Here is a 15,054-nt window from a genome sequence, read left to right as displayed (position 1 = left end):
GCCCCGATTGTTTTCTTATCGACGTTGGGAGGCGGCGATGGGTTTTTTCGCACGCGGATTGAGCACGGCCCTGTCCTTCGCGGCCGTCGCGGTCGTGGCGACGGCGCCAGTCCAGGCGCAATCGCCGATCCCTCGGCTGGTGCAACAGGACGGCCGACATGCCCTGATGGTCGATGGCGCGCCTTTCACAATCCTGGGCGCCCAGGTCAATAATTCGACCAACTATCCGGCCCCCTTGGCGGAGGCTTGGCCCGCGATCCGTTACATCGGCGCCAATACCGTCCAGGTGCCCATCGCCTGGGAGCAGTTGGAGCCGGAGGAGGGGCGGTATGACTTCTCCTTCGTCGATCATCTGGTGCAGGAGGCGCGTCGCAACAATGTGCGGCTGGTCGTCCTGTGGTTCGCCACCTGGAAGAACACTGCGCCCAAATATGCGCCGGCCTGGGTCAAGCTGAACCCCGGACGTTTCCCACCTCTGATCCAGAAGGACGGGACGGAGTCTTACGCCCTGTCGCCCTATGGCGAAGAGACCAAGGCGGCCGACGCGCGCGCCTTCGCCGCCCTGATGCGCCACATCCGTCAGATCGACGAACGTCAACGCACCGTCATCATGGTCCAGCCGGAGAACGAGACCGGCACCTACGGATCTGTCCGCGACTACTCCCCCGCCGCCCAGACCGCCTTCGACGGCCCCGTCCCTCAGGCCTTGCTTGATCGAATGGGCAAGGCGCCGGGAAGCTGGTCTTCGGTCTTCGGCGAGGAGGCGGACGAGTTCTTCCACGCATGGTCTATCGCCTCCTACGTCAATACGGTGGCCGAGGCGGGCAAGCGCGAATATCCGCTACCCATGTACGTCAATGCGGCCCTGCCGGACCCGTTCGAGCGCACGCCGCCGACCGGCTATTCCGCCGGCGGACCGGTCTGGCCCGTGATAGACGTCTGGAAGGCGGGGGCGCCGGCCATCGATATGTTGAGCCCGGACATCTACAATCGCGACTCGCGCACCTATCTGGGCCAGCTGGACCGCTATACCCGGCCGGACAATGGTCTGTTCGTGGCCGAGACCGGCAACGACACCCTCTACGCCCGCTATCTGTTTTCGGTGCTGGGCCGCGGCGGGATCGGATTTTCATCCTTCGGCATCGACTATACCGGCTACGCCAACTATCCGCTGGGCTCCAAGTCGGTCGATGAAGAGACGCTGAAGCCGTTCCGCGAAACCTATCGCCTGGTTGCGCCTTGGCAGCGGGTCTGGGCCCAGGCGGCCTTCGCCGGCAAGGTGTGGGGCGCGGCCGAGCCGGACGACCGGTCGTCTCAAACCCTGGATCTGGGCGACTGGACCGCCACTGTCGGTTATCGCCGCTGGCAGTTCGGCCAACCGGAATGGACCTGGCTTGGGCCGCTCGACCCGGTGCCGGGGCGCGACAAGCCCGCCGGCGGCGCCCTGGTCGCCGAGATCGCGCCAGGTGAGTTTATCGTCACCGGCTATCTGTCGCGCGTAGACTTCGCCGCCAAGTCGACGTCCGACGGTAAGCGTCGCATGGTCCTGCGCTACGAAGAGGGCCATTTCGACGACGCCGGAAAATGGGTCTTTGAACGCATCTGGAACGGCGACCAGACCGACTACGGCCTGAACTTCACCGACCGACCGCAGCTGTTGCGCGTCGTCACCGCCACTTACTGAACGCACCCCTGATAGAAGCGAGAGCCTCCATGACCTCGACCCTCGCCCGCCGACTGATGTTGGCCACCCTGATGATCGCGCCCCTGGGCGCCTGCGCCGGAACGGGCCTGATGGACAGCGCCTCTGCCGGCGCCATCCAGCAGGCCGCCTTCGAACGCATCCCCGCCGGCGTCGTCATCGCCCCGACCGAGGGCGCCGCGCGCCGTGTGCGGCTCGAGGTCTATGGCCCCGAGACCATCCGCGTCACCGCCAGCGAAGACGCCGATCTGGATCTGCCCGCCAGCCTGATGGTCACGGCCCAGCCTTCGACCAACACTCCGTTCGAGGTCGAGACCCGCGGCGACCTGGTCGTGCTGAAGACGGCCGAGGCCACGGCGGAAGTGTCGCGCACCACCGGCGCCGTCCGCTTCCTCGACGAGAACGGCCAGGAGGTCCTGAAGGAGCGTCCGAACAGCCGTGAACTGACCCCCGTCACGGTCGAGGACCAGAAGGGCGATCATCGTTTCCTGGCCACGCGCCAGGTTTGGGAAAGCCCCGCCGACGAGGCCTTCTACGGCCTGGGTCAGCACCAGCAGGGCATGATGAACTACAAGGGCCAGGACGTTCTGCTGGCCCAGCACAACATGGACGTGGGCGTGCCCTTCGTCGTCTCCAGCCGCAACTACGGCCTGCTGTGGGACACCAACGCCATCACCCGCTTCGGCGACCCGCGCCCCTATGGCATGTTGTCGGATCGGCTGATCGTTCGTGACGAGGGGGGCGCCTTCGGCGGCCTGACCGCCCGCTATTATCAGGACGGCGTGCTGAAGGTCAGCCGGCCGGAAGGCGAGATCAATTATGAGTTCATACGCGACCAGCAGCGCTGGCCCGAAGGCCTGAAGGCCCAGCCCGGCGCCCCGGTCCAGACCGGCGATATGGGCAAGCCTGGCCAGGCCGGCGTCAGCGTCGTCTGGGAAGGCACCATCGAAACCGCGACCGCCGGCCTGCACAAGTTCCGCCTTTATTCGTCCGGCTATGCCAAGGTGACGATCGACGGCAAGGTGGTCGAACAGAACTGGCGCCAGAACTGGAACCCCTTCGACCATGATTTCCAGGTCCAGATGGCGGCGAACACGCGCGTGCCGATCAAGATCGAATGGACCCCGGAAGACGGCTATATCTCGCTGCGCCATATGGACCCGCTGCCTGCGGCTGATCAGGGCGCGCTGAGCCTGGCCTCGGAAGTCGGCACGGCCATCGACTACTTCTATGTCGGCGGCGACGACATCGACGGCGTCATCTCCAACTATCGCGGCCTGACCGGCAAGTCGGTGATGCTGCCCCGCTCGGCCTATGGCTTCTGGCAGAGCCGCCAGCGCTACAATACCCAGGAAGAAGTGGTCGGCGCCGTGCGGCGTTACCGCGAACTGGGCCTGCCGATCGACATGGTGGTGCAGGACTGGTTCTACTGGCCCGAAAACGCCTGGGGTTCGCACCAGTTCGACCCGGCCCGCTATCCGAACCCGACCCAGATGGTGAAGGACGTTCACGACATGAACGCCGACATCATCATTTCGGTCTGGCCGAAATTCTATCCGACGACGGAACACTACAAGCAGCTGGACGCCATCGGCGGCATGTACACGCGCAACGTCGATGTCGGTGCGCGCGACTGGGTCGGCCCCGGCTACGCCAACAGCTTCTACGATCCCTATCTGCCGGCCGCCCGCGACCTGTACTGGAAGCAGATGTCCGACAGCTTCAAGGACATGGGCTTCGACGGCTGGTGGCTGGATTCGGTCGAGCCGGACATGCACTCCAACCTCGACATCCCCGAGCGGACCCTGCGCATGGGACCGACCGCGGCCGGGCCGGGCGCCTATGTGTTCAACTCCTATCCGCTGGTGAACGCCGAGAACGTCTATCGCAACTTCCGCGCCGAGCAGGACGGTCAGCGCACCACCATCCTGACCCGTTCGGCCTGGGGCGGTCTGCAACGCACCGGCTCGATCCTGTGGTCGGGCGATGTCGTGGCGCGTTGGGACAATCTGCGCGACCAGATCTCGGCGGGCGTCAACGCCGGCCTGTCGGGTCTGCCTAACTGGACCCATGACATCGGCGGCTTCTCGGTCGAGGCCCGCTATTCGAACCCGGCCGGCATGAAGCCCGAGGACAAGGCTGAGTGGGACGAGCTTCAGCTGCGCTGGTTCCAGTTCGGCGCCTGGTCGCCGATCTTCCGCTCGCACGGCGAATACCCGCTGCGCGAGGTCTACAACCTCGCCAATCCGGGTACGGACTATTACACCGCCTATGCCGAGCAGATGCGGACCCGCTACCGGCTGATGCCCTATATCTACAGCCTGGCCGGCGACACCTATCGGCGCGACGGCACCATCATGCGCGGCCTGGTCATGGACTTCCCGTCCGACCGGAAGGCGCGCGACATCGCCGACCAATATATGTTCGGTCATGCCCTGATGGTGGCGCCCGTCACCGAGTACAAGGCGCGCAGCCGGTCGGTCTATTTCCCCGCCGGCGCCGACTGGTACGATCTGAAGACGGGTCAGACCTATGCGGGCGGTCAAACCGCCTCCGTTGCGGCTGCTCTGGGCAAGATCCCGGTCTTCGTCCGCGCAGGCTCGATCCTGCCGACCGGTCCGGCCATCACCTATGCGTCCGAAAAGCTGGACGGCCCCCTGACCCTGGTCGTCTATACCGGGGCGAACGGCGCCTTCTCCCTCTATGAGGACGACGGTCAGGACTATGGCTACGAGCGAGGCGAGTTCTCCACCATCCCGATGACCTGGGACGACGCGCGCGGCGTCCTGACCATCGGCGCCCGCGCCGGCGCCTATCCGGGCATGCCGTCGAACCGCACGATCAATGTGCGCTTCGTCAGCGGCCCCGGCGCCGATGTCGGCGACTTCGACGCTGCCCCGGCCAAGACCATCCAGTACACGGGTCAGGCGGTCGAGCTGCGTCGCTAGAAGACGGGGGGCATCGACATCGCGCGCAATGTCGATGCCCGTTCCGTTGTTTTACATGATGATTTGAAGATTTTTGGCGGGCTGACCAAGCATGGTTCCAGACGGGGTTATACTCTCCACTCCGTCTTCGCTGGGCCAGCCAAAGACCCGGCCAAATTGCACTCAATTGCATATTGCACTGGTTTTTGACGTGCAGTGCAATTTCGGAACACCCGCCCAGGCGGGGTGATTGGGAGGCGCCGATGCGCTCGCTGTTGCTATCCGCCGTCGCGGCGACCGTCCTGGCCGCCGGCGCCGTCCAGGCTCAAGATCAAATGGCCGCTGCGCCGCTGCTTGATCCGATGTTCCAGGACCACGCGGTCCTGCAACGTGACCGGCCCATCTCGGTGTGGGGAAGGGCTGCGCCCGGCGCTGTCGTTTCCGTCGGTCTGGACCAGACCCAGGTTCAGGCGACTGTCGGCGCCGACGGCGTCTGGCGCGCGACCCTGCCGACCCTGACTGCTGGCGGTCCCTATGTCCTGACCGCCCAGACCTCGGGCGCGACCCAGACGGTTGCGGACGTCATGGTCGGCGATGTCTGGCTGTGCTCGGGCCAGTCGAACATGGAGTTCGCCGTCCGCCAGGCGACCAACGCCGAGAGCGAGATCGGCGCCGCCAACGACCCCAATCTGCGCCTCTTCCTGGTCGGCCGTTCCAGCCTGCCCGCGCCGTCGTCGGCGCCGCACGCGGTGGGCCAATGGCGCACGACCAATCCCGCCAGCGTCCGCGACTTCTCGGCGGCCTGCTATTTCATGGGACGCGATCTGCGCCGGTCCGAGAATGTGCCCGTTGGCCTGATCGCCGCCTCCTGGGGCGGGTCGATCATCGAGGACTGGCTGAGCCGGGACGCCGTGACGACCCTGGGCGGTCATGAACAGGCGCTGGAAGCGCTGGACGCCTACGCCCGCGATCCGTCCCAGGGCGACGCCCTCTGGCGAGAAATCACCCAGGCCTGGTGGGCGGCCAATGATCCTGGCACCAAACAGGGCTGGAACCTGCCGCGCACGGCCGACGCCGATTGGGCGCCCATTGCGGCCGAAGGATTCTGGGAGACGACCGTTCCGGGCCTGACGACCTTCGACGGGCTTGTCTGGCTGCGAAAGGAGGTCGAACTGACCGCAGCCCAGGCCCGTCAAGCCGCCACGCTGGAGCTGGGGCCGGTGGACGACGCCGACGTGACCTGGGTCAACGGCAAATATGTCGGCGGTCAGCAGGGCTGGGACACGCCGCGCACCTACGCCATTCCGGCTGGGACCCTTAAGGCGGGGCGCAACCTGATCGCGGTCGGGGTGCTGGACACCAATGGCGGCGGCGGCGCCTGGGGACCGGCCGCGAACAAGCGTCTGGTCCTTGCAGACGGAACCAGCGTCGCCCTGTCTTCGGGCTGGCGTCACCGCGTCGCCGCCCCCCTGGGGAACCTGCCTAATCCGCCGCGCACCCCCTGGATCGGCGGCAGCGGCACGACCACCCTTTACAACGGTATGATTGCCCCCCTGGGCGCCTATGGTGTGAAGGGCATGGCCTGGTACCAGGGCGAGTCGAACGTGGGCGACTACGTCGGTTACCGCCGACTGCTGCCCGCCCTGTTCGCCGACTGGCGCAAGCAGTTCCAGAATCCCGAGATGCGGATGCTGGTGGTTCAACTGGCCAATTTCGGTCCCGCGGCAGGCCAACCGACCAACTCCTACTGGGCCGCCCTGAGGGAGAGCCAGCGCACGGTCGTCAACGCCGATCCCCTGGCGGGTCTCGCCGTCGCCATCGACATCGGCGACCGCTACGACATCCACCCGACCAACAAGCTCGAGGTCGGGCGGCGACTGGCGTTGGAGGCGCGGCGTCTGGACGGAACCGTTCAGCCTGTGTCGCCTCAGCCGATCTCGGTCGACCGCGCTGCCGACGGCGTTCACGTCCGCTATGCGGTGGGCACGGCCTTGACCGCCTATGGCTTCAATCGCCCAATTGGGTTCGAGCTATGCGGCTCAGATGGCGCTTGCCGCTTTGTCGATGCGAGCCTGGCTGGCGATCAAGTGGTGCTGCCCACGGCCCAACCGACGGACGTCAAGGTGCGCCTCTGCTGGGCCGACAGCCCGGTGTGCAATCTCTATGGACCGGCAGGGCTGCCGGCGGTCCCGTTCGAGGCGACGATCCGCTGATTTGGGGGCGAGTTCAGACCAGACCCGCGCCCCGCAAACGCACCGCCGGTGCAACGGCCACCGGTCGCGCCTCCGGCAGGTCGATGACCAGGCCCTGATCGGTTTGCCGGAAGGGCAGGGCGGGGCCGCCCAATAGCTCGACGGCCTCGACCCGGCCTGCCTGCGGCGTCAGGGCGTGGATCTGCATCTTGCGGTCTTGCGGCCAGTCGAGAGCGAAGGCGTACAGAGACTGCCCCTTGGTGGTGAAGCGGATGTCCTGGCCGGTCCACGGCCGCGCCGCGCCCTCGCCGTGCATACCCGCGACCACTGTCGTCGGCCCCTCGCCGTAGATGCGCCAGGGGCGGGTGTCGAAGATGGCCTCGCCGTTGATCTTCATCCAGGCGGCGATGTCGGTCAGGATCTGGCGTTCGTCGCTGTCGATGGAACCGTCGCCCCGCTGAGGAATGTTCAGCATCAGATTGCCGTTCTTCGACACCACGTCCACCAGGCGCTGGATCACGCTGTGCGCGGGAACGTAAGAGTGGCTGGTGTAACGGCCGCGGTTGTAGTGCCAGTCGCCGATACAGGTGTCGGTCTGCCAGGGCTCCGGCTTCAGACTGTCCGAGAAGCCGCGCTCCACCGTCTCGACGATGCCCTTGCGCTGACGCTCGTCCAGCCGTTTGCCGTTGACGACCGGCAACTCGCCGCGCCACGCCAGTGAGGCGTTGTAGTATTCGGCGGTCGCCTCCAGCCCATACTGCCCCAGCGGCAGGCCGTAGTTGTCGAAATAGACCATGTCCGGACGGTATTTCGTGATCAGGTCGCGCTGCCGCGCCACCCAGGATCGGACGAAAGCGGGGTTGTTCGCCGGCGGCGTCTCAATCCACTGGCGGTCGCGGGCCTCGTGCCAGGCGTCCATCTCGGCGATGGAGCCGATTCCGTCGGGCGGGGCGAAGGTCGGGCCGGTGTAGAGTTCTTGCGGGTCCAGCCCGTCCCACCATTTGCCTGCCCCGTCGGCCTTGGTCAGGCGCGCGGCGTCATAGCGGACGCCCTTCAGCGGACCTTCGGCGTCATAGCCATAGGCGGTCTGCCACCAGTGCCAGGCATGGGCGGCATGGTTCGACACGGCGAACCTAAGGCCCCGCGCCCGCACCGCCTTCTCCCAGGTCCCGACGATGTCGCGCTTCGGCCCGACCCGCATCACGTTCCAGTCGTGATGGGCGCTGTCGAACAGGTCCAGATTGTCGTGATGGTTGGCCATCGACATGATGTAGCGGGCGCCCGCCGCCTGATAGAGGTCTAGCAGACCCTCGGGGTCCCACTGGTCGGTCCTCCACTGATTGATCAACTCCATGAAGCCGAACCGGCTGGGATGGCCGTAGGTTGCGACGTGGTGTTCGTAGAAGGGATGGCCCTGGATATACATCAGTCGGCCGTACCAATCGCCGAACTCAGGCACGCACTGGGGACCCCAGTGGGACCAGATGCCGAACTTGGCATCGCGGAACCAGTCCGGCGTCTTGTAGCCGTCAATCAGGCTGTCCCAAGTCGGCTTGAACGGGCCGGACGCGATCTCGCCCGACGTCGTGGCGCAGGCGCCCAACATCGAAGCTGAGGCGCCCGCCCCCAGAAGTCCGCGTCGTGACAGGTTCATGCCGGTTCTCCATAGACGACGCCGCGTCCGTCGGTGGCCACATAGACGCGGCCGAACACCCTGGGATCGCCCGCGATGGCGCGATAGCGGCGACCGTATTCATGGCGGTCATCATTGACCCGGACCCACGACCGACCCCGGTCGTCGGAGCGGAAGACGCCGCGGATCGCCCCCTGCGTCCCTATGGCGAACAGGGCGGGATAGGGCGATCCTGCCGGCGGCTTGCCGAAGTCCAGCATCTCTACTGCCAGCCCACCGTCGATCCGGTCGAAATTCTGGCCGCCGTCCCGGCTGTTGTAAAGCCCGGAGCGGGAGACGAACCACAGGTCGCCGTCATGGCCGGGCGTAGCCTTCAGCGGAAAGGCCTGCTCGCGCCAGGTCGGCCGGTCAGCCGAGACGTCGGGCAGGCCGCGTGACGGCACGGGCGCGAAGCTGCGCGCCTGGTCCACGCTGACGAACCAGTCGCCGGTTTGGAAATCCAGGGCGTAGAACAGGCCGGCGTCCTTGCGGTCCGCAACCGGACGCAGCAGCGGCGGCAGGCCAAGACACGGTCGCCAACTGGCGCCCCGGTCGTCCGACCAGGCCGTCTGCGGCGTCGCCAGCACGAAGGTCGCTCCATCTGCCGAAACGGTGATCGGGGCGTCACGGTACAGGTTCATGTGCGGGTTGTCCGGCGACGTCGCGGATGTGCCCGAGGCTGGACGGGGGCGGCCCAGGGGCTTCCAACTGCGCCCTGCATCGGCGGACCAGGCCAGGGTCGAGCCGTCGTGGCCTTCTGAGCCGACGCCTTCATGAGGCGTACCGCTGCGCACCACGATCTCGGGCGCTGCGCCGGCGTAGTCGATCTGGTTGGTGTTGGCGAAGACGGGGGTGGTGAACTGCAAATCCGGCGACCGGGTCAGGTCTTCGTGGGCGAAGCCGGAGATGTCGCCGAACCCTGTCAGAAGCTGCGGCCCGACCGGGGGGCTGATCAGGGTGATCACCGCCGTCTGCTCGATGCCCTCGACCCAGGGCCTCCAGTCAGTCGGGCGGCCCGCGTCCGCCGCCGACAGATTGCGCGTCTCATAGACGGTCGCGCCGGTCGCATAGACCAGCCGGTCACTGTCGAACGGATCCAGAGCCAGGGCGGCGATCCACCAGCCGAAGTCGGGCTTGTCGTTGCCCCAGTTCAGATAAGGGGTGGCGCTGACGTCGTGACGGGCCGCCTCCCGAAGGCTGATCCAGGTCTTGCCGTCGTCGGTGCTGCGCCAGATCGTATCTCCAGGTCGCCACCGGTTCAGGGTCGAGACCATCAACACGTCCGGCCGCTGGCGGTCCACCGCAACCCCCATGAAACCGCCGAGAGGGCGAGGCGGGGTGATATCGGTCCAATCGCCTGTGTTCGTGTCCAGCCGCCAAACCGCGCCGTCGGTGACGCCGTTGGGACCTATGCCCAGGGTGCAGGTGACGTATAGCACGCCCCGGTCGTCCAACTCAGCCTTGGCCGCCGACAGTTCGGCGTGGGGGCCGCCTTCGACCGGCCGCCAAGTTTGGCCCGCATCGTCGGAGCGATAGAGGGCGTACTCATGCGGATCGGCGACGCCCACGAACAGGGTCTGAGACCGCCGCCCTCTGGAACCGCTGCGGGGATCGAAAATCACGAAGCTGAGGCCGCCGTGCGTCTCACGACCAGTCGGCAGACCTAGGCCTTTCTGGGGGAAGCTATCGACCTTGGCCCAGCTATGGCCGCCGTCGGTCGAGGTCTGCAATCCGTCGTGCCGCGAGCCGAAATAGAGGATCTGATTGTCGTTTGGGTCGATGGCCAATCGCTCGCCGAGCCCTCGGCCATCTTCATTGCCGCCCATGCGGAAAGGAACCTCGACCCGCGACCAGGTCTCGCCCCGATCATCAGAGCGCAGCATCGCGCCCGGATCGCCCCGATGGACCCCCACCGCCATATGGACCACGTCCGCGTCGACGGGGTCAGCGGCTATGCTCTCGACGCCGAAATCGGCGGACAGGGGACTGGAATCCTGTAACGGCCGCCACTGTCCAGCGGCGGCGTCGAAACGATAGGCGCCGCCCATGTCCGACCGAGCGTAGGCCAGGCCTTGCTCGACACGGCTGAACACAATGCCGGGTATGAAGCCGCCGGCGCCGACCTTCACATTGCGCCACCGATAGTTTGCCCCTTTCGGTTCGGCCTGCGACACGGCGCTGAGCGGGACCAGCGCCGTCGCAATTCCGAGCGTCAGAACGCCCGCCGCCCGTCGCGTGATTCCGTTCGTCATGCCGTTTCTCCCTAGAACTCGGACGTCTGACGGTCCGTTTGTGGTAGCGCTAACTTATTCCAGTTGACAGCATTGTCATGGGTGCATCAAGTTGCGCCGGTGAAAATCAACGTCGGCCAACGACGTGCGGGAGGGAGGCTTGAGTTCTAAGGGATTTCGCCCGCCCGCGCGTCCGAGACGACTGATCTTTTGCACCCTGAGCGAACTTCCGGTGCGGTCTGAAGGCCGCACCGGGCTTTTCGCGCCCAGTTTCTCGCCCGCCGAATGGACGGACCCGACATGACCCCGCGCTTCCTGACTTCTCGCCGCAACGCCGTATCCATCATGGCGTTGAGCTTCGCTCTTGCGGCGGGCGCTTGCGCCACGACCACCTCGCAATCGACGCCGATCAACTATGTGAAGCCGTCGGAGACAATCGTCACCGACGCCAGCCGGGCCCATCCCGACCTGTGGCCACATGCCGCATCCCCCGCCGCCATGTCGGACGCCGCCACCGAGGCCTTCGTCACCGAACTGATGGCGAAGATGACGCTGGAGGAGAAGGTCGGCCAGACGATTCAGGCTGACATCGCCTCGATCAAGCCCGAAGATCTGCTGACCTATCCGCTGGGATCGATCCTGGCCGGCGGCAACTCCTCACCGGGCGGAGACGAGCGCGCCTCGGCTCAGAAATGGGTCGAGCTGGCCCAGGCCTTCCGCGCGGCGGTGGCCCAGCGTCCGGGCGCCAAGATCCCGATGATCTACGGCATCGACGCCGTCCACGGGCATAACAACATCGTCGGCGCGACCATCTTCCCGCACAACAGCGGCCTGGGCGCCATGCGTGATCCCGATCTGATCCGGCGCATCGGTGCGGCGACGGCGCTGGAAGTCGCCGTGACTGGCGCCGACTGGACCTTCGGTCCGACCCTGGCTGTGCCTCAGGATGACCGTTGGGGCCGCGCCTATGAAGGCTATGGTGAAAATCCCGAAGTCGCCCAGAGCTACGCCGGTCCGATGACCTTGGGCCTGCAAGGCTCGCTTTCCGCCGATCATCCGCTGACGCCGGGCCATATCGCCGGCTCAGCCAAGCATTTCCTGGCCGATGGCGGCACCACGGGCGGTCATGACCAGGGCGATTTCGCCGGCACGGAACAGGAACTGATCCGCACCCATCTGTCCGGCTACCCCCAAGCGATCGACGCCGGCGTCCTGTCGATCATGGCCAGCTTCTCCAGCTGGAACGGCGTCAAACATTCCGGCAACGAGACGATCCTGACGGACGTGCTGCGCGGACCGCTGGGCTTCGACGGTTTCGTCGTGTCCGACTGGAACGCCCATGGGCAACTGCCCGGCTGTTCGAACGAGAGCTGCGCCCTGGCCTTCAACGCCGGGATCGACATGTTCATGGCCCCCGACAGCTGGAAGCCGCTGTATCAGAACACCCTGGCCCAGGTGCGGTCGGGCGAGATCCCGATGGCGCGGCTGGACGAGGCCGTGCGTCGGATCCTGCGGGTCAAGGTCAAGACCGGCCTGTTCGCCGACAGCCGACCGGTCGAGGGTCATCTGAACGAACTGGGCTCGCCCGCTCACCGCGCCATCGCCCGTGAGGCGGTGCGCAAATCGCTGGTGCTGCTGAAGAACGAGGGCTCGGTCCTGCCGATCCGGTCCGGTGCGCGCGTCCTGGTCGCCGGTCATGCCGACGATATCGGCCAGGCTTCGGGCGGCTGGACCCTGACCTGGCAGGGCACGGGCAACACCAACGCCGACTTCCCGAACGGCCAGTCGATCTGGAGCGGCATCCAGGAAGCGGTTGCGGCCGGCGGCGGCACGGCGACCCTGAGCGCTGACGGCGCCTTCACCGACAAGCCCGATGTGGCCATCGTCGTCTTCGGCGAGACCCCCTATGCCGAGTTCCAGGGCGACGTCGATACGCTGGACTTCCTGCCCACCGAGCCGCTGGAGACTCTGAAGCGCCTCAAGGCTGCTGGTATTCCGACCGTCTCGGTCTTCCTGTCCGGCCGGCCGATGTGGACCAACCCTGAGATCAACGCCTCTGACGCCTTTGTCGCCGCCTGGCTGCCGGGCACGGAAGGCGGCGGCGTGGCCGACGTCCTGATCGGCGACGCTGCGGGCAAGCCTCGCACCGACTTCAATGGCAAGCTGTCGTTCAGCTGGCCCAAGAACGCCAAGGGCGAACCGCTGAACGTCGGGCAGCCGGGCTATGATCCCCAGTTCGCCTACGGCTACGGCCTGACCTATGCCCAGGGCGGGCGGGTCGGCGTCCTGTCCGAAGAGAGCGGAGTTGCGGGCGAGATCGGCAGCATCGATCGCTATTTCGTCGATGGCCGTTTCGTTGCGCCCTGGTCGCTGATGCTGCGAGACGCCGGCGGCGAGTTCCGCCTCGGAAACGAGAGCAGCGGCGCCAGCCCGCGCGGCGGCGTCAGTGTCCGGTCCGCCGATGGGGCAGGGCAGGAGTCCGCTCGCGCCCTGACCTTCGGGCCGATCGGCGGTCACGCCTTGATCGCCGCCAAGCCGGTGGATCTGACCCGTCAAGCCAATGGCGAGATGGCGCTTGTCTTCCGCTACCGGGTCGACGCCCGGCCTACGGGGCCTGTCATGCTGACCCTCGGCGAGGGCAAGGTCGATGTGACCGCTCTGTTCAACGCGGCGCCGCTCGGTCAGTGGCGGACGCTGAAGGTTCGATTGTCATGTCTGCGCGACGCAGGGGCGAACCTGGCCGCCGCTGATCAACCCTGGGGCCTGAGCGCCGCAGGAGGTTTCGGCGTGACGGTCGAGGATATTCGTCTAGGGTCCAATGAGGGGGACGCCATCTGTCCGGCAACCTGACGTCGGGCTGAAGCGAGCAAACGCAATGGGCCAGGCGCCGACAGGCAGTTTTATGCTGAACCGCCGCGCGGTCCTGGCCGCGACCGCCGCTCTGACCCTGGCCCTGAAGTCAGGCGCGGCGTCGGCCGGCGGCCGCATGGCGCCGGCCCGCGGGTTCGTGACGCGTGACGGAATCAGGCTGATGCTGGATGGCCGGCCCTATCGGTTCGTCGGCGCCAACGCCTGGTATCTGGCCTGGCTGGGCGTGGATGCCGACTATGGCGACCGGGGGCGTCTGGCGCGCGAGTTGGACGCCCTGGCGGCTGATGGCGTGACCAATCTTCGGATCGCCGCCTCGGCCGAACTTTCGCCGCTGACCAATTCGGTCCGCCCCGCTTTCCGCGACCAGACGACGGTCTACAACGAGACCCTCCTGATCGGACTGGACCAAACCCTGGTCGAGATGGGCCGGCGCGGCATGAAGGCGGTCCTGTATCTGACCAACTTCTGGGAATGGTCGGGCGGGATGATGACCTATCTCTCCTGGGTCAACGGCGGTCGCTATATCAACATGAACGACCCGGCCCATCCCTGGCCTGAGTTTCCCGACTTCAACGCGGGATTCTACCGCAGCGAAGACGCCGTCGCTCTCTATCACGACTATGTCCGGGCGGTGGTCGGCCGCACCAACACGATCAGCGGCGTGGCCTATGCCGATGATCCGACCATCATGGCCTGGCAACTGGCTAATGAGCCGCGCGCGGGCGGCGGAGCGCAGGTCGCTCTGGACAATCTTCCCGCCTTCTACGCCTGGATCAACGGCACGGCCCGGCTGATCAAGTCGCTGGCGCCTCACCAACTCGTTTCGACCGGCGGGGAAGGGCTGAAGGGCTCCTCAGAGCGCGCCGACGTGGTGATGGACAGCTGTCGTTCGGCCGACATCGACTATCTGACCGCCCATGTCTGGCCGGCGAATTGGAGCTGGCTGGACCGCAAGGACATGGCGGGAACCGACGACGCCCACGCCCGCGCCATGGCGATCGACTATGTGAACCAGCACATCGGGTTCGCCCACCAACTGGACAAGCCGCTGGTGATCGAGGAGTTCGGCTATCCGCGTGACGGCGACCTGTACGCCCCCTCCGCGCCCACCACGCTGCGCGACGGCTTCTATGCCGACATCCATGCGGCGGTCCTGGCCGACGCCCGGGCGAACGGGCCGCTGGCCGGCTCGAACTTCTGGGCCTGGAACGGCGAGGGACGCACGCGCAATCCGGACTTCCGCTTCCACGACGGCGACAGCGCCTGGCTGGGCGACCCGCCGCACGAGCCCCAGGGCTGGTACGGCGTGTTCGACACCGATCATTCGACGCGGGCCCTGGTGCGCGAGCAAGCCGCTGCGCTTCGCGCCATCATTGGCTGAAGATCTGCGGCGCGGGTCTGTCGCCCACGCATAACCCCCAAAGAAAAACCCCGGCCTCGCTTTGCGGCGAGACCGGGG

7 protein-coding genes are annotated in these 15,054 nt (G+C 66.5%); 5 read left to right on the top strand and 2 right to left on the bottom strand.

Annotated elements, in window-relative coordinates; translation table 11 throughout:
- The first annotated feature begins 37 nt into the window (after positions 1–37).
- The 3 genes from ACW177_RS10980 to ACW177_RS10970 all read left to right on the top strand — a co-directional run bounded on the left by ACW177_RS10980 (position 38) and on the right by ACW177_RS10970 (position 6,842).
- A complete protein-coding gene (locus ACW177_RS10980) occupies positions 38–1,684 on the top strand; it encodes a DUF5597 domain-containing protein (protein ID WP_492025748.1) in 1,647 nt (548 codons plus the stop codon).
- 29 nt (positions 1,685–1,713) lie between these two features.
- Positions 1,714–4,650 (top strand): TIM-barrel domain-containing protein, encoded by a 2,937-nt coding sequence (locus tag ACW177_RS10975; RefSeq protein ID WP_492025747.1) that lies wholly within the window; start codon positions 1,714–1,716, stop codon positions 4,648–4,650.
- 242 nt (positions 4,651–4,892) lie between these two features.
- The gene (locus ACW177_RS10970; protein WP_492025746.1) at positions 4,893–6,842 is read left to right on the top strand and encodes a sialate O-acetylesterase; all 1,950 of its coding nucleotides are present in this window, start codon (positions 4,893–4,895) and stop codon (positions 6,840–6,842) included.
- Between the two features lie 13 nt (positions 6,843–6,855).
- Here the strand turns inward: ACW177_RS10970 and ACW177_RS10965 are convergent, their stop codons facing one another.
- Entirely contained in the window at positions 6,856–8,475 is a 1,620-nt protein-coding gene (locus ACW177_RS10965; RefSeq protein WP_492025745.1) for an alpha-L-fucosidase, read from the bottom strand.
- Positions 8,472–10,745, bottom strand: a complete 2,274-nt coding sequence (locus ACW177_RS10960; protein ID WP_492025744.1) for a WD40/YVTN/BNR-like repeat-containing protein — start codon at positions 10,743–10,745, stop codon at positions 8,472–8,474. The genes ACW177_RS10965 and ACW177_RS10960 overlap by 4 nt, the downstream gene beginning before the upstream one ends.
- A gap of 279 nt (positions 10,746–11,024) precedes the next feature.
- On the opposite strand from ACW177_RS10960, the gene ACW177_RS10955 reads away from it, so the two are divergent.
- Positions 11,025–13,574 carry a glycoside hydrolase family 3 protein gene (locus tag ACW177_RS10955; RefSeq protein WP_492025743.1) on the top strand — a complete coding sequence of 850 codons (2,550 nt, stop codon included), beginning with the start codon at positions 11,025–11,027 and terminating at the stop codon, positions 13,572–13,574.
- A 52-nt stretch (positions 13,575–13,626) separates the two neighbouring features.
- On the top strand, positions 13,627–14,976 hold the full coding sequence (locus tag ACW177_RS10950; protein ID WP_492025742.1) for a glycoside hydrolase 5 family protein: 1,350 nt from the start codon (positions 13,627–13,629) through the stop codon (positions 14,974–14,976).
- Positions 14,977–15,054 lie beyond the last annotated feature (78 nt).

This window comes from Brevundimonas sp. AVps23W, from assembly GCF_058681395.1.
Note: the sequence above shows the minus strand (reverse complement) of the source record. Positions and strands in the feature narration are given on the sequence as shown.

Excerpts from the sequence above, each read along its gene's own strand:
- ACW177_RS10980 (WP_492025748.1), top strand. The coding sequence starts at position 38 with ATGGGTTTTTTCGCACGCGGATTGAGCACGGCCCTGTCCTTCGCGGCC.
- ACW177_RS10975 (WP_492025747.1), top strand. The coding sequence starts at position 1,714 with ATGACCTCGACCCTCGCCCGCCGACTGATGTTGGCCACCCTGATGATC.
- ACW177_RS10970 (WP_492025746.1), top strand. The coding sequence starts at position 4,893 with ATGCGCTCGCTGTTGCTATCCGCCGTCGCGGCGACCGTCCTGGCCGCC.
- ACW177_RS10965 (WP_492025745.1), bottom strand. The coding sequence starts at position 8,475 with ATGAACCTGTCACGACGCGGACTTCTGGGGGCGGGCGCCTCAGCTTCG.
- ACW177_RS10960 (WP_492025744.1), bottom strand. The coding sequence starts at position 10,745 with ATGACGAACGGAATCACGCGACGGGCGGCGGGCGTTCTGACGCTCGGA.
- ACW177_RS10955 (WP_492025743.1), top strand. The coding sequence starts at position 11,025 with ATGACCCCGCGCTTCCTGACTTCTCGCCGCAACGCCGTATCCATCATG.
- ACW177_RS10950 (WP_492025742.1), top strand. The coding sequence starts at position 13,627 with ATGCTGAACCGCCGCGCGGTCCTGGCCGCGACCGCCGCTCTGACCCTG.